Here is a 19036-nt window from a genome sequence, read left to right on the forward strand (position 1 = left end):
TAATGAAAAACAAAGGGAAGAGGAAAATTTGAGATGGTAAAAAATCAGGTAAATCTTGAGGAAGATCGTTTTTCTCCTGAAGAAATAGAAGCAGGCAGAAAACTTTTTGCACAGGATTGTTCTTTTTTTCATGGAGCGCAGGTCTTAGAACATTTGCCTGAGCCTTCTCTTCCTGAAGTTGCTTTTGTTGGTCGATCTAATGTCGGAAAATCAAGCATTATTAATGCGCTGACGGGGCAAAATGGCTTAGCACGTACGTCTTCTGAACCTGGCCGTACGAAACAGTTGAATTTTTTCAATCTAGGTCAAAAGCTTATTTTAGTCGATTTGCCGGGTTACGGTTTTGCGAAGGCTTCCAAAACGGTCAAAGAAGATTGGCAGAAAACAATGTTTCTGTATCTTCAAGGGCGTCCAACACTACGGCAGGTGATCGTTTTGGTTGATGCAAGGGTCGGTGTGAAACAAAGTGATAAAGATGTTTTTTCGCTTTTAGATAAGGCCGCTATCTCATATCGGGTTGTTCTGACAAAAGTGGATGATACAAGCGCTGCTAATTTGCAAAAAGGGCTTGAAACCTTAGAGAATATTTTACGCCTGCATCCGGCAGCTAACCCAGAGATATTTTTACGAGTAGTCGGAAAAATTTAGGAATTCAAGAATTAAGAGCTGCCTTAACGACTTTTTCACTTACGAAACCAACAACTTAGGTACAATTCTATTGTAGGGTGGTGGGTCTAGAAAAATATGCGAGAAAAAAAAACGTTTTCAAGCCCGTTTATGCGTTATGCCGTCATTAAATATGGTGGGCATGCAATGGTGGGGGGCGGTGCTTCTTTTTCGAAGCAGATTGTTTCCTTATATCAAAAAAATATAGCGCCGATTATCGTTCATGGTGGAGGTCCTGAAATTACCCAAATGCTAGAGCGTTTGGATATTCAGAGTACTTTTATTAATGGCCTTAGAAAAACAACTTCAGAATCTTTAGATGTCGCACAAATGGTTTTGTGTGGTTTGGTTAATAAGCGTATTGCTGCAGAAATTACATCAGAAGGCGTTCCCACGATTGGCCTTTCTGGAACGGATGCCTCTCTTATTGAGGCAACAGCGATTAACCAAGAATTAGGTTTTGTTGGGCATCCCCTTAAAATCAACAAGGATCTTTTAAAGACTCTCTTAAATGCTGGGATTATTCCTGTTATTGCGCCTATTGGCAGAGACAGTGCCGGACAAAATTATAATATCAATGCGGATACTGTTGCCGCAATCATCGCTGCCACTTTAAAGACAAGTCTTTTTATTTTAACGGATGTTGCTGGTGTTCTTGATAAAAATGGGATCATACAACATCATTTAAATGAGGCTGAAATCGTCAAGCTTTATGAGGCAAAAATTATCCGTCACGGGATGTACCCTAAGGTAAAGGCCTGCTTGGATGCTTTAAAAGCGGGGGCAGAGGAGGCGATTATCTTAGATGGACGCTCGCCTGAAAATCTTAGAAAAATACTTATTTCAAAAGAAACGAACATTGGAACATCTATTCAAATAGACGAGAGACCGATTATTTTGCACGAAGGAATGGAAAAATAAAAATGTCAGATAACAAATTTTCGACACAAATAGAAGAACTTTGGACACGCCGAGATTCTTTGATTCCTGGCCAAAATTCAGAGGAGCTGGCGCTTGTTCAGCATGTTCTCCAATCCTTGGATGAAGGGGTCTTTCGTGTTGCAGAATGCAATATAAATGGAAAATGGCAGGTGAATGAATGGTTAAAGAAAGCCATTCTTCTTTATTTCAGACTCTCTCATAACGAAGTTCTTCCAGAGGCGTGCGGTGGGGCATCTGGTTTTGATAAAGTACCCTTAAAATGTACAGGATGGACGGAAACAGATTTTAAAAAGGCCGGTTTCAGAGCTGTCCCAGGTTCTGTCGTGCGTTATTCTGCACATATTGAAAAAAATGTTGTCCTCATGCCTTCTTTTGTCAATGTTGGGGCACGTGTTGGTGAGGGGACCATGGTTGATACATGGGCAACGATTGGCTCTTGTGCACAGATTGGCAAGAATTGTCATATCAGCGGCGGAGCAGGTATTGGTGGCGTTTTGGAGCCATTACAAGCAGCACCTGTGATTATTGAAGATAATTGTTTTATTGGGGCACGTTCCGAAGTCGCAGAGGGTGTTATCGTCCGTGAAGGTTCGGTGCTTGCAATGGGCGTTTTCTTAAGCGCCTCGACAAGAATCATTGATCGCAATACAGGAGAGGAATTCCGTGGAGAAGTTCCGCCTTATTCTGTTGTTGTTCCCGGCTTTCGTGAGCCATCTGAAAAAGGAAAGCCTGGTCTTTCCTGCGCCGTCATCGTTAAAAGAGTTGATGCGCAAACACGTTCAAAAACAGGTATTAATGAACTTTTACGTGATTAAGAATTGAAAGAGATTTGGCAGTGGAAAGCTTAGAGAGGAAAACAGACTTTTTTGCTCTGGAGGATTTGAAAAATCCAACCTTCATTTTACAGCATTTACTACGCCGCAAATCGGTAACGCCTTCAGATGACGGCGCATTATCTTTGGTGCAGGCAATGCTCGAAAAACTGGGCTTTTCCTGTCAAAATCTTTCTTTTGGCCCTGAGGGACAAGAAACACCTAATCTTTTTGCCTCTATTGGGGAAGAGGGCGGCGAGTATTTGTGTTTTGCAGGCCATACGGATGTTGTGCCTGCTGGTGAAGGGTGGCGGCTAGATCCTTTTGCCGGTGATATTGTCGATGGCGTTATTACGGGGCGTGGCGCTGTCGATATGAAGGGCGGTATTGCTTGTATGATTGCGGCTGTTGCCCGTCATCTTGAAAAAAAGCCCTTAGAGGGAAAAATTGCCTTTTTATTGACAGGCGATGAAGAAGGGAAAGCAACTTTTGGGACTTGTAAAGTCTTAGAATGGCTGGAAAAGCAGGGAGAGAAGCCTGATTTTTGCCTTTTAGCAGAACCAACAAGCGTTGAAAAATTAGCAGATGTGCTGAAAATCGGGCGCAGAGGGAGTTTGAATGCGCTTATTAAAGTTCAAGGTAAACAAGGGCATGTTGCTTATCCACATTTAGCAAAAAATCCTATTCCAATTCTCTCTAAAATTTTGAATGAATTCCAGAGCTGGATTTTAGATGAGGGGAGTGCTTATTTTGAGCCATCTTCTCTACAGTTTACATCGTTAGAAACAGCGGAGGGGGCAAGTAATGTTATTCCAGCCAGCGCCTCAGCATGTTTTAACATTCGCTTTAATGAACTTCATTCAGGAAAGTCACTCTCAGAGCAGATTCATAAGATTATTTCTGCCTTTCCTGAAGCAGAAGTGGCAATTTCAATTAGCGGAGAGTCTTTTCTTACAGAACCGGGTGAATATGTTCAAAGACTGGAAAAAGCGGCTGAAAAAGTCACAGGATATTTTCCACGTCGTGAAACAGGCGGCGGCACTTCAGATGCAAGATTTATTTCTAAATATATGCAGGTTGCAGAGCTTGGATTAGTGAATGAAACCATGCATGCGATCAATGAATGTACGTCTGTTGAAGATATTGAAAAATTAACAAAAATCTGTGAGGAATTTCTCGGGTGAGTTTCGTTTCTATGTTGCCGTGGATTTATTTATCTGTTGCAATTCTCCTTGAAGTCACGGCAACCTCTTTGATGAATCAAAGCGAAGGTTTTTCAAAAATCATGCCTGCTCTGTCGGCTCTTTGTCTTTATGGCATGTGCTTTTTTTGTATGGCCAGAGCTTTGGTCGCAATCCCCGTAGGCCTTGCTTATGCGATCTGGTGTGGTGGAGGGATTATCGCCATTGCCTTTATTGGCCTGCTTATTTTCAAGCAGCATCTTTCCTTGATGGCATGGACAGGGATTGGTTTTATTTTCTTGGGAACTCTACTCGCCGCAGCAGGTGGTGGTGTTAAAGGCTAAGTCCTATTTTTTGTACGAAAAAGAATTATGGCAGAAAGCGATAATCCGATGAAAGAACATAAAAATAAAGACAAAGAACTACCGATTTTATCGGCAAGAATGCCAGCCAAAAGACTTACAATGGCACTGACAAAAATTTGTTTTTGGTAACTGTTAGCAGAGGCTGCAGCAATTTGCTGTTGGTTGAAGTTTGTTAATAAGCTGTACCAGCCAAGACTATAAACGATATTGGAAAAAATATGGGCTGAAAAAACAAGGACCAATGCAATGAGGAATGATTGGGTGAGTGGTACGCAAAGATAGCACCCGATGAAAATCAAGAGACATATGAAAATAAAGAAGGAAGAATGGTTTTTATAGCGTTCTTCCTTGATTAAAAAAGGTCCCATAAGCTGACCTAAACTTCTAGAAAATAATAAAAGTAACAGATCTTTTTGAGAAGCATGAATTAAGGTCGGCAAAAGTGACATTGCAGCGGCACTTGTTGCCGCTAAGGCTGGCAATAAATAAAGACTTGCATGTTGTCGGGAAGAGAGAGAGTTAGGAAGCGATTCTACTGGGGGATTTTCTTTGGAAAGATTGCCTAATTTTGGCAATAAAAAGAGAAAAAAGATCGCAATCAGGTAGCTGAACAGGTCAGTCAGTAAATAAGTGCTGTTTTCAATTTTGCCGTAAAGAAAGGCGCCTAAGCCAATTCCAAATAAAACCTGACAGGTAAAGACCAATGTATCAATGATAGAGGCTGAAGCAATATCCTGAGGATCAAGTTTTGTTTTGCTGTAATGATTGAGGGAAGGAATAAGAATGCCAGCAGCAAGCGAAGAGGCTGTTTCTGTAAGCTGTAAAATAAAAACAGATTCTTGATGCAGGCCATAATAAGGAATGAGCAAGCCTAAAGCACCAATCGCTTCCGCAAGGATAAAGCAATATTTTGCTTCTATTTTTTCTAAAAGAGATTTTCCTAAAATGCTGCCAAAAAAGCCAGGCAAGATAGAGAGAATAAAAGCGAGCGCAAAGGAGGAAGGAGAAGCCTTCAACTTGGCTAACGCACCAAAAACCATAATAAAAGTAAGACCAGAGCCGATAGAGCTGCAGATTAAGGCACAGAGAAGCCCTCTCAGCCAAGCATATTTACGAATAGATCGTAATAAAATCGGAAACATAAATATCGTTTACTTACAAGAAAAAGCCAGTAATAGAGCAGCGCATATTATCGCCAGATACAAAATCAACTTTTTTACTCAAAATATTGATATCTATTTTAATAGTTTCACTATCCATTGTCATTTTTTTAATAATGAATAAAAAATAACGATTATGGGATAAAGGCTGACCATCGCTTATTTTCCTTTAAAAAATAAGCAATCAAAATTTTTAAAAGATTCAAATTTTTTGGATTAAAGAGAAAAATTTTAGGAAAAAAGATTTTCTTTATAACCGGCTTCCATAAAGAATAAGCCTTCTGGGGGAGCTGTTTGTCCGCCAGCGGCGCGGTCTTTGGCTTCTAGGGCACGGATTAAATCATTTTCACTCCACTGGCCACGCCCGACAAGGGTTAAGGTGCCTACCATATTTCTGACCTGATGGTGCAGGAAGGATCTGGATTTCGTAATGATACGAATGAGATCATTTTCTTGAATAATATCTAATTGATCCAATGTTTTGATTGGACTGAGCGCCTGACAGGCGCTCGCTCTAAAGGTTGTAAAATCATGCTGACCCAATAAATGCTGTGCCGCATTTTGCATTGCTTTTACATCTAAAGAGAAAGGGAAATGCCAGACTTTCCCTTCCATGAGAGCAGGGCGCGCACGACGTGTCAGGAGGTGATATTCATAGCGCCGCCATAAAGAAGAAAATCGGGCATGCCATCCTTGGGGAGCAGGAACTGCCTTTAAGACAACGATACGATGCGGCTTTAGATGATAGTTAATCCCATCAATGACATTACGCTCACAAAGTTTTGCATCAACCGGAAAGTCCAAATGAACAGGCATGGCGCAGGCATGAACACCAGAATCCGTTCTGCCAGAAGCAACAGAATGCACATACTTGCCTTTGACGAGCTTGGATGCGGCTTCTTCTAAGAGCTCTTGGACGGCAATATCCGTTTTTTGACGTTGCCAGCCAACATAGTTGGTACCGTCATACTCAATGAGAAGCGCCCATCTTTTCTTATCGGGAAGGCAGGCATCTCTCATTTTGAATCAAAAGCGGCGTCAGATTCCAGATGGTTTCCATTCAGAAAATCCTTGGCGCTGACCATTTTACGTCCGGGCTTTTGGATTTTTTCAATGGAAACGAACCCGTTTCCAGTTGCAACTGTCAGGTCAGGTGCAATAATTAATCCCGGTTTTGTAGAGTGCTGAATTGGTGTTTTTACAATTTTTAAATCACCGATTTTAAGTTTTTCGCCGTTTAAATATGTAAAGCTTCCGGGCCAAGGCTGATAGGCTCGAAATTTATTTTCAATTTCTTGTGCTGATTGATGCCAGTCAATTTGAGCATCTTCCCGTTTTAAGCGGCCAACGGTGGTGACACCTTCTGTTGGCTGGGGAGTAGGAGAGGGAAGAGGATTCTGTAATAAATGTTTGATTCGTTCTGCGCCGAGGTGTGAGAGGCGAGCGGAAAGCGTTTCTGCGGTATCTTCTGGAAGGATAGGCAGTCTGGAAATTTCTAAAATATCTCCAGTATCAAGCCCTGCATCCATTTGCATGAGAGTGACACCGGTTTCTTTGTCACCAGCCGCAATCGCTGCCTGAATAGGAGAGGCGCCTCTCCAGCGTGGTAAGATGCTTGCGTGAATATTGATACAGCCTAAACGTGGCGCATCAAGTACTTCTTGCGGTAATAAGAGACCATAGGCGCAAACGACAGCTAAATCGGCCTTAAGCTCTTGAAGTTCTTTAAGAATTTCAGGTCGTTTTCGAAGGCGCTCTGGGCAACGGACTTCAATCCCAGCTTTTTCGGCGGCGAGATGAACAGGTTGCTTGGTAATTTTATTGCCACGTCCTGTTGGGCGAGGGGGCTGGGTATAGACAGCTACCACTTCGTGTCCTGATTCAATGAGAGCGTTAAGCGCAGGAACAGAAAATTCTGGAGAGCCCATAAAAATAAGGCGCATATTTTATCCTTTTTTCCGCTGTTCTTTAATAAGCTTTTTAAGAATTCGACCTTTTTTCAAATTTGAAAGATGATCCACAAAGAGGACACCATTTAAATGGTCAAGTTCATGCTGAAAACAGGCCGCTTTGAGGTCTTCTCCCTCTTCCTCAATAATATTTCCATTAAGATCTTGGTAGCGGATTTTAACCTTTTCAGGACGAATAATTTCAGCAAATTGCTGGGGAAGAGAAAGACAGCCTTCTTCCCGTGAGGAAAGCTTTTCGCTTTTCTCAATAATTTCAGGATTGATTAAAACTTTAGGATCAGGCGCTTCTTCGTCACGGCTTAGATCCATAATATAGAATCTTTTTGAAATGCCGATTTGCGGTGCTGCCAAGCCAATGCCCGGTGCATCGTACATGGTTTTAAACATTGCAGGGATAATTTTTTTAATTTCTTCCATATCCTTGGGAAGCACCTCTTCTGCACGTTTATGCAAAATAGGATGGGGGGGAATAAGGATAGGAAGCAATTTACTTTTATCAAGATTTTTAAGTAGAGATTTAAGCATAATGGAGGAGTATATCAGACAAAGAGCAGGATTGACGAGTGTTCTTTTAAAAGAGACATTATAGCGAGAAGTTTTCGCCGAGATAGACTCGTCGCACGTCATCATTTTCAACGATACGTTCGGGGGTACCTTCCGTTAAAACCTGACCGCTATAGAGAATGTAAGCGCGATCAATCGCCCCTAAAGTTTCACGCACGTTATGGTCTGTAATAAGCACACCGATATTACGGTCTTTGAGATGGATAACAAGTTCACGGATTTCACTAACGGCAATCGGGTCAATACCTGCAAAGGGTTCATCGAGGAGAATATAATCCGGTTGGCTCGCAAGTGCTCTGGCGATTTCAAGTCTTCGACGTTCCCCACCAGAGAGAGCCATGGAGGAGGATTTGCGCAAGCGTGTAATCCCAAATTCTTCTAAGAGGTTATCAAGCATCATGTGGCGTTTGTCACGATCTGATTCGACAACCTCAAGGGCAACCATGATATTTTCTTCGACGGATAATCCTCTAAAAATACTGGCTTCCTGTGGCAAATAGCCAACGCCTAAACGGGCTCTACGATACATTGGAAGACGTGTTATGTCCGCATTATCGAGCGTAATCATACCTTGATCCGCTTGCACAAGGCCGACAATCATATAGAAAGTGGTTGTTTTTCCAGCACCATTAGGGCCGAGTAATCCAACGGCTTCACCTTTTTGCACGTGTAAGGAGACACCTTTAACAACTTGTCGTTTTTTATAGGATTTGATGATGTTGTGCGCAACAAGACCTGTTTTGAGAATATCGTTTTCGATCATTTTAGCTCGCATTTTCATTGGGAACGATTAAGCCTTGGACGGGATCATTTCCTCCCGGAAGCATTCGTGAAATCCCTGTTTTCATATTCACAATTGCTTGAGATCCATTATTTTGATTTTGTCCTTGGGTTACACGGACATGCCCCATTAGTCGCGCAAGTTCAGGGCCAAATAAATAAACTCCGCGATCCCCAACAGCTGTTTGAGTCGGTGTTCGAATGGTCACATCTCCCCAGCCAAAGGCACGATCAAGATCTGGTGGGTTAGGGCCAAGTTTAGCTTTTTCCTCATCAGAGTAACCAATTGATTTAATAATGTCTGCTGTAATACGCTTGCCCTCATTGGTTGTGACCGTTGCATCGCCACGGGCAATGGAGATATGGGTATCTGGATAATATTCCATGACATCACGTGCCGTAATAAATTCTTTGGCTGAAACCACACGTAATTTTTTGCCAGTTAAGAGCATAATTCCTTTATCCATGTCATAAATTCCATGATCTCCCCAAGCTTGATCTTTTTGGTTAAAGATATGAACATGACCAATGGCTTCGATACGATAAAGATCCTGATCTCCATCTGAATCTTGATCTTCTGGACGAGGTTGAGAAAGAGGCATTTTGGTTACAGGATCAAGCGGTGCCTTTTTTCGAAGATAACCGATGAGCGTATCTGCATCGAGGGTGATACCTTTACGAATACCACGCGCACCGCCTGTAAGGGTGACAGTATGGGTGTTCCGATCGTAAATTTCTTCTTTTTTCCAATAAAGCTTTACAGTTGGGCCGTGAGACTCATCTTCTGCGGCGAGGGTCATCTTGAGAGATAACGGTGTTGCGAAGAGGCTTCCAATACAAAAGAAGAGAATATTTTTTTTTAAAGAAAAGAGTGGCTTCATGGATGTGATTCAGTATTTTCTTCATCGTGATTTCGGAGAGAGCGTCCCGGCCCTATAAAGAGCATTTCACCACGGTTTTGATCCATAAAAAAGCTTTCAGCATCTTGTGTTCCTGTTGGGCCCTCCGCATGTACCCAATCAGGAGAGGCAATGATATTTTTATTAAGATTAATACTGGTAGATAGGCCATTTATAAAAAGCCCATCACTACGGTAAAGATAGACATGCCCATCAAGATCTAGAAGCCCTCGATCTTGCATAAATGTGCCTCGATCAGCCCTTACTTCAATCCATTTTCCATCAGAAAGATGCATATCTGCAATGGGATGATCCATATCAATTCTTTCAGCGCCAATCTGTCGGGCGGTAATAGAGGTAATCATATAAGAGCGGTTATGGGAATCAACCCCCCGATAGACGGCCTGTTCCATATTGCTACTTTCAGGGCCTCTATGGGTAATATGAGACTTAATCACTCTGTTTTCATGAACAAGATGCGAAATTTCTGGCCAAAGAATAATAGAAATTAAAAGCGTGAAAGCAATGGCAGGTAAGGCCCATTTAGCAATTAAGATTTTCTTTTGATGGCGTTCAATTTCTTCTGGTGTCGGTAATTTTCTTTTTGAACGGCTTTCTTCCTGAAGGTGTTCTAACTCTTTTCTTCTTTTCTCTCGGTTCGAAGTATTAAAATCCTCCCTTTGAATTTGAGAGGTATTTCGAGAAGGAGATTCATCTGAAGTTTGAGAAATATGCGTTTCGTCTGTCACCGTTTAGAATTCGCACCCATTGTTATTTTAAAACCCAAAACTGTCGGTAATCGAAGTATAATATCATGGGCTTTAACTTCCTTAAAATTTTTTAAGTTTTTTTGAAAAAATATGTGATTTTTTTTCAAAAATGGATCTTTTAAGAAGGAAGTTTTTAGGATTATTTCAGGCATTTTAAAGCGAAATTTTCCCAATAGCACCAGCGGGATGACTTTCTAAAAAATTCTCTTTTTTTACTTTTTTTAATTCTGCAATGGAGGTTGCTAGTGCATTTCCAAGGGCTAAAAATAAAAGAGAACTTGTTGTCGGAGACATTCCAAAAAGACCTGATTCAGTTGAAATAGGCATTTCGATAACGATGTCGCTCATTTGAGCTAAAGGGGATTTCTTTGTGGTTGTAATAATGCCTGTCCGAATAGAGCGTGATTTCGCATATTCAATCATTGTCTGTAATTCAGCCGTATTCCCGGATTTAGATAGGAGCAATAGGAAATTATCTTTCTTCAAAGTTCCAAGCTCCCCATGTGCAGCTTCTGTGGGATGAAGGAAAAAAGAGGGAATACCTACAGAAGAAAATCCGGATTGAATAAGTCTCGCAACATATCCGGATTTTCCGACACCAGAAAAAACAATATGATTGGGAATGTTATTGAGGTGAATAACAAGATCAAGAATAGATTGACGAAAGAGCTGATCTTTTGAGCAGAGAAGACACAGCTTTTGAATGGCTTCTTTTTCAAGATATAAAGAGCGTTCAAAAGCATTAAGTATCGTGTCAGGCATTGAGTGACCGTATTTATTTAGGCTCGGTGAGAGAAAATATCAGATTGATCGTAACCCATTAAATCCAATTTGGCACGTGTAGGCAGGAATGAAAAACATTCTTGCGCCAAGGAGAGTCGATCCTCCCGAATGAGAAGAGATTCTAACTCTTTCCATAGCTTATGGAGATAGAGAACGTCCGAAGCGGCATAATGTAACTGTTCTGAACTGAGGTCAGGATTTCCCCAGTCAGAAGTTTGCTGCTGTTTGGAGAGTTCAATACCAAGGAGATCTCGGCACAAAGCAGCTAAGCCATGACGGTCAGTAAAGGTTCTTGTTAGTCTTGCAGCGATTTTTGTACAGACAACAGGGGCAGCAACAACACCAAGATATTGCCAGATTGCGGCAAGATCGAAGCGTGCAAAATGCATGATTTTTGTAACATTCGGATCTGAAAGAAGGCGCTTTAGATTGGGGGCATGATACCCATTTCCGCCAAGCGATTCAGGTAGAAGTTGAACAAGGTGCGCACTTCCATCTCCTGGTGAGATTTGCACTAAACAAAGACGATCTCTGTGCAGATTAAGTCCCATTGTTTCTGTATCAATGGCAACAGAGTTTCCAAGATGGAGGTCATCTGGAAGATCGTTTTTATAAAAATGTATGGAAGATTCGGGCGTTTTCATAATTAATCGTCCCGTTATTATTTTTAGGGAATTCTGTTTGAAATATCGTCTTTCGCAAAAGACTATGGTGCCCAGAAGAAGACTCGAACTTCCACGTCCAGAAGGACACAGGCACCTGAAGCCTGCGCGTCTACCAATTCCGCCATCTGGGCTAATATATAGCCTATCTTAAAGCTTTTCCTTTAGGATAGTAAGTCTTTTTATTATAAGTCATTATGGCTTTCGTCAACGGGAGTTTTTTCTAGAAAAGCGCTTTTTATTGAATTACTCTCGTCATTAGATTTTATAGAAAACTGGATTATGGCTTTAAAATGGATATTCAAATGAGACAAACGGTCTTTAATACGCAAGATGAGACAAAAGCAGTCGTTTCTGAAGCTGTGAAGGCCCCTAGGTGGGATCTGTCAGACCTTTATCAAAATTTTGAGGATTCGAATTTAAAGCATGATTTAGAAGCTTGTTTGGCGCATTCTAAAAAATTTCAAGAGCAATATCAGGGAAAGGTTGCAATGCTTTCTGCAAGATCCTTTCTAGCGCTGATACAAGAATATGAGCAGATTGAAGAGCTTTCAGGAAAAATTTCTGCTTTTTCGCATCTTGCTTTTGCCGCCAATACAAATGATCCGAAAATTGGACGTCAGGTTCAAAATATTCGGGAGAAAATGACTGAAATCTCTCGTAATCTTCTTTTCTTTTCTTTGGAAACCATTGCTGTTGAGGATAAGAAATTTGAAGAATGGTCTTCAGATTCTTCTTTAGAAAGTTGGAAATTCTTTTTAGAGGGAATACGGAAGTTTAAGCCTTATCAGCTTTCAGCAGAGGCAGAGCTTGCCCTTATGGAGACTTCTTTAAGCGGACGTGCTGCTTGGGTGCGTTTTTTTGATGAAACAATGGCAGAATTAACCCTTACGCTTAATGGTGAGGAAATTTCTTTAACTGAAGCGCTTTCTCGGACAACGGATCAGAAGCAAACAGTCAGAAAGGAAGCTTCGGAAGCTGTTGGGAATTTATTAAAAGAGAAATCTTCTCTTTTTACCCGCATTATGAACAATTTATTACAGGCAAAAGGTGCAGAGGATCGTCTTCGTGGGTATGAGACTCCGCAATCTTCCCGACATTTGGCAAATCGGGTTTCCGGTGAAGTTGTTGACGCTTTAGATGCGGCTGTTCAAGAGAAACAATCTCTTCTTTCTCATCGCTATTATCGTTTAAAAGCTAAATGGCTAGGGCAAGATTATCTGGATTATTGGGATCGTAACGCACCGGTTTCTCAAGAAGATACCAAACGCTTTACATGGGAAGAGGCGGTTGAAATTGTCTGCGCCGCTTATACGGAATTTGATCCTAAAATGGGAAAATATGCTCGGCGCTTTTTTGATAATGCTTGGATTGATGCCAAGGCCGTTCCCGGAAAGTCAGGAGGTGCCTTTGCGCACCCTGTTACGCCTGCGGTGCATCCTTATATCTTAACAAATTTCCAAGGGAAGGCACGTGACGTTTCAACCTTAGCACATGAGGTTGGGCACGGTATTCATCAGCTTTTAGCAGGGGAAACACAGGGATATTTGAAGGCCTCAACACCTTTGCCATTGGCAGAAACCGCTTCTGTTTTTGGGGAAATGCTAACGTTTAAATATTTGTTAAAACAGGCCAAAACGAAAGAGGAACGCCGCATTCTTATCATCGGAAAGGTGGAAGATATGCTCAACACTGTTGTGCGGCAGATGGCCTTTTATCGTTTTGAAAAAGCCATCCATGAAGAGCGCCAAAAGGGAGAGATTCCAGCAGAGCGTTTCGGTGAGCTTTGGCGTGAAATTCAGCATGAAAGTTTGGGAGATGCGATTAAGCTGGAAGGGAATTATGCCTATTTCTGGTCTTATGTGCCGCATTTTATTCATGCGCCATTTTATGTCTATGCCTATGCTTTCGGCGATTGTCTGGTAAATGCACTTTTCTCACTTTATCAAAATCAGCCAGAAGGTTTTGTTTCTAAATATATGGCGTTACTGAGTGCTGGCGGGTCAAAAGATTACCGAGATTTATTGGCAACTTTTGACTTTAATCCGGAAGATCCCTCTTTCTGGCAACATGGTCTGGAAGAAATTCAAAAATTGATCAACCAGTTGGAAAAAGACGATGTCTGAAAAATCTTTTGAAGAACGTTCTCTTGACCACCCAAATCTTTTGCATAATGCACGAAGAATGGTGAAATCAGGAACAGTTGTCGGTGGCGCCGTTGCTAGAGCCACATGGCGTAAATTTTCTCCTTCTTCTGTTCAGACTGGCTCTGTTCGTCAAGATGCAGAGAAGCTTAAGGCTGCTTTAGGAAATTTGCGTGGTCCCTTGGTAAAGGTGGCTCAGCTTATGGCATCTATTCCTGGGCTTTTGCCAGAGGATTATATTGCGGAACTTTCTGAGCTGCAGATGCAGGCGCCAGCAATGGGGTGGAGTTTTGTCCAACGCCGCATGCGCAATGAACTCGGACAAGATTGGGAAAGATATTTTAATTCTTTTGATAAGAAAGCCTGTAATGCTGCGTCTTTAGGGCAGGTTCATAAGGCTTTTCTTTCTAATGGATATAAGGTTGCCTGTAAGCTCCAGTATCCGGGAATGGAGAAATCCATTGAATCGGATTTATTACAGTTAAAAGCCCTCTTTGGTGTTTATTCTTTTTTTGATGGTGCGATTAAACAAGACCGTGTTTTTAAGGAGCTTTCAGATCGTCTGAGAGAAGAGCTAGATTACCGGAGAGAAGTCGCTAATCTTTCTATTTTTGGCAATATTTTAAAATCCATCCCGGAAATTCATGTACCAAGGCCGGCGAAACGTATTTCTACGCATCGTCTTTTGGTGATGGAATGGCTGGAAGGGATAAGTTTTTCAGATTTTCTTTCTAAAAACCCCTCACAAGAGGAACGTAATAAAGTTGCCAGAACGCTTTTTAAGGCTTGGTACCTTCCCTTCTATAGTTTCGGCTTTTTGCATGGAGATCCACATTCTGGAAATTACGGTGTAAGAGAGAATGGGGACGTTAATTTATTTGACCTTGGAAGCATTCGTGTTTTCCCTGCAAAATTTGTTCAGGGCGTTGTGCAGCTTTATCAAGCGATGAAAGAGCAAGATCCCCTTAAACAGCGCAAAGCTTATGAAATGTGGGGATTTAAAGAAGTAAACGATGATATTTTTGAGGCTTTGAATTTATGGAGTTCTTTCTTTTTTCGTCCTTTCTTGATTGAGGGAGAACATTCTCTTGAAAAAACGAATAATTCTGAAGCAGCGCATGAGGTTTTGGAAAATGTTTATGCAACGCTCAAAAAGGGCGGTGGCGTGACCTTGCCACAAGAATTTGTCCTGTTAGATCGTTCTGCCTTAGGTCTGGGGGGCGCTTTTTTAAGGTTAGGGGCATCCATTAATTGGAAAGCACTTTTTGAAGAGGAGATTGCTTTGTTTTCGATGGAAAATCTTGCAAATGCGCAGCAGGAGATCTTGCAATCAGCAGGATTGAAAATACAAGGTGATGAGGTCGTATTTCATTCATGAAAGCGACAAGAAAAAAAAAGAAACCGATAGCACCAAGGCAAACAGATTTTTTTCCGCAACCGCAGAAAATTAAGCCTAAAACAAGGTTATTTAAGGTTCATTCTGACTATGAACCCGCTGGAGATCAGCCAGCGGCAATTGAGAATCTTGTTAAAGGTCTAAAAACAGAAGAAAAAAATCATGTTCTTTTAGGGGTAACAGGCTCAGGAAAAACCTTTACGATGGCGAAAGTCATCGAAAGGCTTCAGCGGCCGGCAATTATCTTGGCGCCGAATAAAACCTTGGCCGCTCAGCTTTATGAAGAAATGAGAAAATTTTTTCCTGAAAATGCGGTAGAATATTTTGTTTCTTATTACGACTATTATCAGCCTGAAGCCTATGTTGCGCGTTCAGATACTTATATTGAAAAAGATAGTCAAAGAAATGAGCGTATTGATCGGATGCGCCATGCGGCAACACAAGCTTTATTAGAACGTAATGATGTGATTATCGTTGCTTCTGTTTCTTGTATTTACGGTATTGGCGGCCCAGAAGCCTATGCGGCTATGACTGTTCTCGTTAAGTCAGGAGAGGAGTTTGATCGGGATAGTCTCATTCGTTCTTTAGTTGAATTACAATATCAACGTAACGACCATGCTTTTGAACGTGGCTGTTTCCGTGTTCGTGGGGATCAAATTGATATTTTTCCTGTTCAGAATGAGGACAGGGCTTGGCGGGTCAGCTTTTTTGGCGACGAAGTTGAAACGATTGAGGAATTTGATCCCTTAACGGGTGCTAAAACAGGTGCGCATGAGGAGGTTCGGATTTATGCGAACTCTCATTATATTACGCCACGTCCGACACTCAATCAGGCGATGAAATTTATATCAGAGGAGTTAGAAACTCGTCTCATAGAGCTTAAAAATGAAAATAAGCTCTTAGAGGCGCAACGTCTTTCGGAACGGACGCAATTTGATTTGGAGATGCTCGAAACCGCAGGGGTTTGCAAAGGCATTGAAAATTACTCCCGTTATTTATCTGGACGCAGGGCAGGTGATCCGCCACCGACACTTTTTGAATATTTGCCAGAAGATGCGCTTTTAATTGTTGATGAAAGCCATGTGGGCGTTCCTCAGATCGGTGGAATGGAAAGGGGGGATAACGCCCGGAAGCAAACATTATCGAATTTTGGTTTCCGTTTACCTTCCTGCATGGATAATCGGCCGCTTTCTTTTTCTGAATGGGATGCTTTTCGGCCGCAAACTTTATTTGTTTCTGCAACCCCTGGTCAGTGGGAAATGGATCAAACGGAAGGTGTTTTTACAGAACAAATTATCCGTCCAACAGGATTGGTAGATCCGATTACCGAAGTGAGACCTGTTGAGGGGCAAGTTGATGATCTTTTGCATGAGATCAAAAAAACGGTTGAAAAAAACGGCCGCATTCTCGTAACCACTTTAACAAAAAAAATGGCAGAAGATTTAACAGAATATCTTTCTGAGGCTCAAATTCGTGTACGTTACCTTCATTCGGATATTGATACGCTGGAGCGTGTGGAAATTATTCGAGATCTTCGCCTAGGTGTCTTTGATGTTCTGATTGGGATCAATCTTTTACGGGAAGGTTTAGATATTCCAGAATGTGCTCTGGTGGCAATTTTGGATGCGGATAAAGAGGGGTTTTTACGCTCACGCACTTCTTTGATTCAAACGATTGGACGTGCGGCTCGGCATATTGATGGACGTGTTTTGCTTTATGCTGACCGTTTAACAGGTTCTTTGAAATATGCGATTGAGGAAACAGACCGACGCCGTCAGCTTCAAATTGAGTGGAACAAAAAACATGGCATTACGCCACGTTCTGCTCAGAGTAAAATTAGAACAGATCTTTTTTCAGATGTAGATGCGGAAAAAGGAGAGAGTCTTGAAACGCCTAACAAGAAAAAACTTTCCATCGCAGAGTTAAAAGTAAAAATGAGAGAGGCTGCTGCTTCTTTAGAGTTTGAAGAGGCAGCGTCTCTCAGAGATCAGATTCGGCGTTTGGAAGCAGAGGAGTTAGGGGTAATTCTTCCGCCTTCAAATACGGCATTGATGCCACAGAAAAAAGCACGTAATCGTCAGAAAAGCAGATCGCACTAAATGGCAGAAATTAATCTTTCTATTCGAAAATATTTATCGGAAAAAGGCGCTGCCCGTTTCCGCGCAGAGCTAGATCAATTAAGACTCGTAGAGCGTCCTAAAATTGTTGAAATTGTTTCGTGGGCGGCCGGAAATGGAGATCGTTCGGAAAATGCCGATTATCAATATGGGCGTCAGAGGTTGCGTCAAATTGATCGTCGTATGCGTTTTTTAGCTAAACGTTTGGAGAATGCACTTATTGTTAAACCGGAAGATCAAAAAACACGTCACCGTGTTTTTTTCGGTGCAACCGTAAAAGTGGTAAATGAGGATGATATTACAAACTCTTTTACCATTCTTGGGGTTGATGAGGCGCAGATGGAAAGGTCTGAAGTCAGTATTGTATCACCTTTGGCGAGAGCTATTTTAGGCGCTTCTGTCGGGGATGAAAGAATTATTAAAAGTCCTGAAGGGGATAAATTTGTAGAGATTCTGGAGATCACCTATCCAGAAACAGAGGAGAGCTTATGAAGCCGTTAAAAATTGCTGTTCAAATGGATCCTGTGGAGCATATTCAAACCAAAGGGGATACAACTTTTGCGCTGATGTTAGAGGCACAAGCACGTGGAATGGAAATCTATACTTATTCACCGCTTGATTTGATTTTAAAAACAGAGAAAGAAACAGGTGCCCCCTTATTTGAAGCAAAGGCACGCAAAGTTTCTTTGAGGGATCAGGAAAAAGATTTTGTTGATTTCGGGGCTTGGGAAGTTTTAGATCTCAAAAAAATGGATGTTATCCTTGTGCGCCAAGATCCGCCTTTTGATATGTCTTATTTAACAGCCGCCTATTTACTTGATGTATTGGATTCACAGGAAAGTGGACCTTTAATTCTTAATAAACCTTCTGGTATTATTAATGCGCCTGAGAAATTAGCGCCCTTACGTTTTCCGGGACTTTTTCCACCGACATTGATTTCACGAAATCTTGAGGCAATTCAGGCTTTTAGGGAAGAGTGGCAAGATATTATCCTCAAGCCGCTTTATGGTAATGGGGGTGCGGGTATTTTTCGTGTTCGTTCCGAAGATGGAAATTTTGCTTCTCTTTTGGAAATGTTTTTTTCTCTCTCAAAAGAGCCGGTTATTCTACAGCGTTATGAATCTGCGGTGCGTAAGGGCGATAAACGTATTATTTTGGTGGATGGCGAGGTTGTCGGGGCGATAAACCGTATTCCGGCAGAAGGGTCAGATCGTTCAAATTTGCATGTCGGAGGGCGTGCGGAATCCTCTAAGCTGACTTCAAGAGAATTGGAAATTTGTGAACGTTTAAAGCCCTTTTTGCGTCAAGAGGGATTGTTATTAACGGGCATTGATGTCATCGGGGATTGGTTAACAGAAATTAATGTGACTTCGCCGACGGGGGTGAGAGAAATGAGCCGCTTTGATGATACGAACATTGCAGGTAAAATTTGGGATTCAATTCTAAAGAAGTTGAAATAAGGAAGATATTTTTTCACAGAGATGGGATTCTTATGTATAAGGGAACGTCTCTGTGTTTTAATTATGCTCCTTAGAATCCTTTGATAAGGATTTTCTGTCATGCTTAGGAAATATATGGGTAAAACCTAATTCTTGGCTTTTAGGAATTTCCGGGGGTTTGTGGAAAACGCAAAGAAACCATACGTGAATTGAGTTCTTAAACTGTAAAAGTATAAGACTAAGCCAGAAGAAGATCGCGATAATGCAGAAGAGAAGATTCAGCCAGAACATATTTTTTCTTTTAAAAAGTTGTTGATAATTTTGTGCCAGAATGTGCCCTTTTAATGCAAGGGCGTTTTGTCTGAGATCTTATTAAAGAGGATGAC

Annotated in this window: 18 protein-coding genes, 1 tRNA gene and 1 pseudogene; 10 read left to right on the forward strand and 10 right to left on the reverse strand. The window is 41.6% G+C overall.

Features of this window, described 5'->3' with window-relative positions:
* The first annotated feature begins 33 nt into the window (after positions 1-33).
* The 5 genes and pseudogenes from FAI41_08745 to FAI41_08765 all read left to right on the forward strand — a co-directional run bounded on the left by FAI41_08745 (position 34) and on the right by FAI41_08765 (position 3945).
* A pseudogene (locus tag FAI41_08745) lies at positions 34-707 on the forward strand (YihA family ribosome biogenesis GTP-binding protein).
* Between the two features lie 37 nt (positions 708-744).
* Positions 745-1587: an acetylglutamate kinase gene (gene argB / locus FAI41_08750; protein ID QCE33658.1), complete on the forward strand. Its 843-nt coding sequence runs from the start codon at positions 745-747 to the stop codon at positions 1585-1587.
* Positions 1588-1589: 2 nt separating this feature from the next.
* Positions 1590-2423, forward strand: coding sequence for a 2,3,4,5-tetrahydropyridine-2,6-dicarboxylate N-succinyltransferase (gene dapD, locus FAI41_08755; protein QCE33659.1), 834 nt, complete (start codon positions 1590-1592; stop codon positions 2421-2423).
* Positions 2424-2479: 56 nt separating this feature from the next.
* Positions 2480-3604, forward strand: a complete 1125-nt coding sequence (gene dapE, locus FAI41_08760; GenBank protein QCE33840.1) for a succinyl-diaminopimelate desuccinylase — start codon at positions 2480-2482, stop codon at positions 3602-3604.
* Between the two features lie 11 nt (positions 3605-3615).
* Positions 3616-3945, forward strand: coding sequence for a multidrug efflux SMR transporter (locus FAI41_08765; GenBank protein QCE33841.1), 330 nt, complete (start codon positions 3616-3618; stop codon positions 3943-3945).
* Here the strand turns inward: FAI41_08765 and FAI41_08770 are convergent.
* From FAI41_08770 to FAI41_08815, 10 genes are all read right to left on the reverse strand, one after another.
* Complete coding sequence (locus FAI41_08770; GenBank protein ID QCE33660.1) at positions 3942-5108, reverse strand: MFS transporter; 1167 nt, start codon at positions 5106-5108, stop codon at positions 3942-3944. The two genes, FAI41_08765 and FAI41_08770, sit on opposite strands and share 4 nt — an antisense overlap.
* A gap of 249 nt (positions 5109-5357) precedes the next feature.
* Positions 5358-6146, reverse strand: coding sequence for a tRNA pseudouridine(38-40) synthase TruA (truA, locus tag FAI41_08775; GenBank protein QCE33661.1), 789 nt, complete (start codon positions 6144-6146; stop codon positions 5358-5360).
* Positions 6143-7069, reverse strand: a complete 927-nt coding sequence (locus FAI41_08780; protein QCE33662.1) for a methionyl-tRNA formyltransferase — start codon at positions 7067-7069, stop codon at positions 6143-6145. Before FAI41_08780 ends, truA begins: the two co-directional genes overlap by 4 nt.
* A 3-nt stretch (positions 7070-7072) precedes the next feature.
* A complete protein-coding gene (locus FAI41_08785) occupies positions 7073-7621 on the reverse strand; it encodes a peptide deformylase (GenBank protein ID QCE33663.1) in 549 nt (182 codons plus the stop codon).
* Between the two features lie 58 nt (positions 7622-7679).
* Complete coding sequence (lptB, locus tag FAI41_08790) at positions 7680-8435, reverse strand: LPS export ABC transporter ATP-binding protein (GenBank protein QCE33842.1); 756 nt, start codon at positions 8433-8435, stop codon at positions 7680-7682.
* Entirely contained in the window at positions 8425-9174 is a 750-nt protein-coding gene (locus FAI41_08795; GenBank protein QCE33843.1) for a hypothetical protein, read from the reverse strand. The genes lptB and FAI41_08795 overlap by 11 nt, the downstream gene beginning before the upstream one ends.
* Positions 9175-9317: 143 nt before the next feature.
* Positions 9318-10088 carry an LPS export ABC transporter periplasmic protein LptC gene (locus FAI41_08800; protein ID QCE33664.1) on the reverse strand — a complete coding sequence of 257 codons (771 nt, stop codon included), beginning with the start codon at positions 10086-10088 and terminating at the stop codon, positions 9318-9320.
* 174 nt (positions 10089-10262) lie between these two features.
* Positions 10263-10871, reverse strand: a complete 609-nt coding sequence (locus FAI41_08805; GenBank protein QCE33665.1) for an SIS domain-containing protein — start codon at positions 10869-10871, stop codon at positions 10263-10265.
* A 17-nt stretch (positions 10872-10888) separates the two neighbouring features.
* Complete coding sequence (locus tag FAI41_08810; protein QCE33666.1) at positions 10889-11536, reverse strand: ribonuclease D; 648 nt, start codon at positions 11534-11536, stop codon at positions 10889-10891.
* A 65-nt stretch (positions 11537-11601) separates the two neighbouring features.
* Positions 11602-11688 (reverse strand) — tRNA-Leu (locus FAI41_08815).
* Positions 11689-11859: 171 nt separating this feature from the next.
* On the opposite strand from FAI41_08815, the gene FAI41_08820 reads away from it, so the two are divergent.
* From FAI41_08820 to gshB, 5 genes are read left to right on the forward strand one after another with little or no spacing between them, the layout of a single operon-like run.
* Positions 11860-13680 carry a M3 family oligoendopeptidase gene (locus FAI41_08820; protein ID QCE33667.1) on the forward strand — a complete coding sequence of 607 codons (1821 nt, stop codon included), beginning with the start codon at positions 11860-11862 and terminating at the stop codon, positions 13678-13680.
* Complete coding sequence (locus FAI41_08825; protein ID QCE33668.1) at positions 13673-15076, forward strand: AarF/ABC1/UbiB kinase family protein; 1404 nt, start codon at positions 13673-13675, stop codon at positions 15074-15076. The genes FAI41_08820 and FAI41_08825 overlap by 8 nt, the downstream gene beginning before the upstream one ends.
* The gene (gene uvrB, locus FAI41_08830) at positions 15073-17193 is read left to right on the forward strand and encodes an excinuclease ABC subunit UvrB (GenBank protein ID QCE33669.1); all 2121 of its coding nucleotides are present in this window, start codon (positions 15073-15075) and stop codon (positions 17191-17193) included. Before FAI41_08825 ends, uvrB begins: the two co-directional genes overlap by 4 nt.
* Positions 17194-17703 (forward strand): transcription elongation factor GreB, encoded by a 510-nt coding sequence (gene greB, locus FAI41_08835; protein QCE33670.1) that lies wholly within the window; start codon positions 17194-17196, stop codon positions 17701-17703. It begins immediately after the preceding gene.
* The gene (gene gshB / locus FAI41_08840; GenBank protein ID QCE33671.1) at positions 17700-18671 is read left to right on the forward strand and encodes a glutathione synthase; all 972 of its coding nucleotides are present in this window, start codon (positions 17700-17702) and stop codon (positions 18669-18671) included. The genes greB and gshB overlap by 4 nt, the downstream gene beginning before the upstream one ends.
* Positions 18672-19036: the final 365 nt, after the last annotated feature.

It is taken from the genome of Acetobacteraceae bacterium (assembly GCA_004843165.1).
GTDB lineage: Bacteria > Pseudomonadota > Alphaproteobacteria > Acetobacterales > Acetobacteraceae.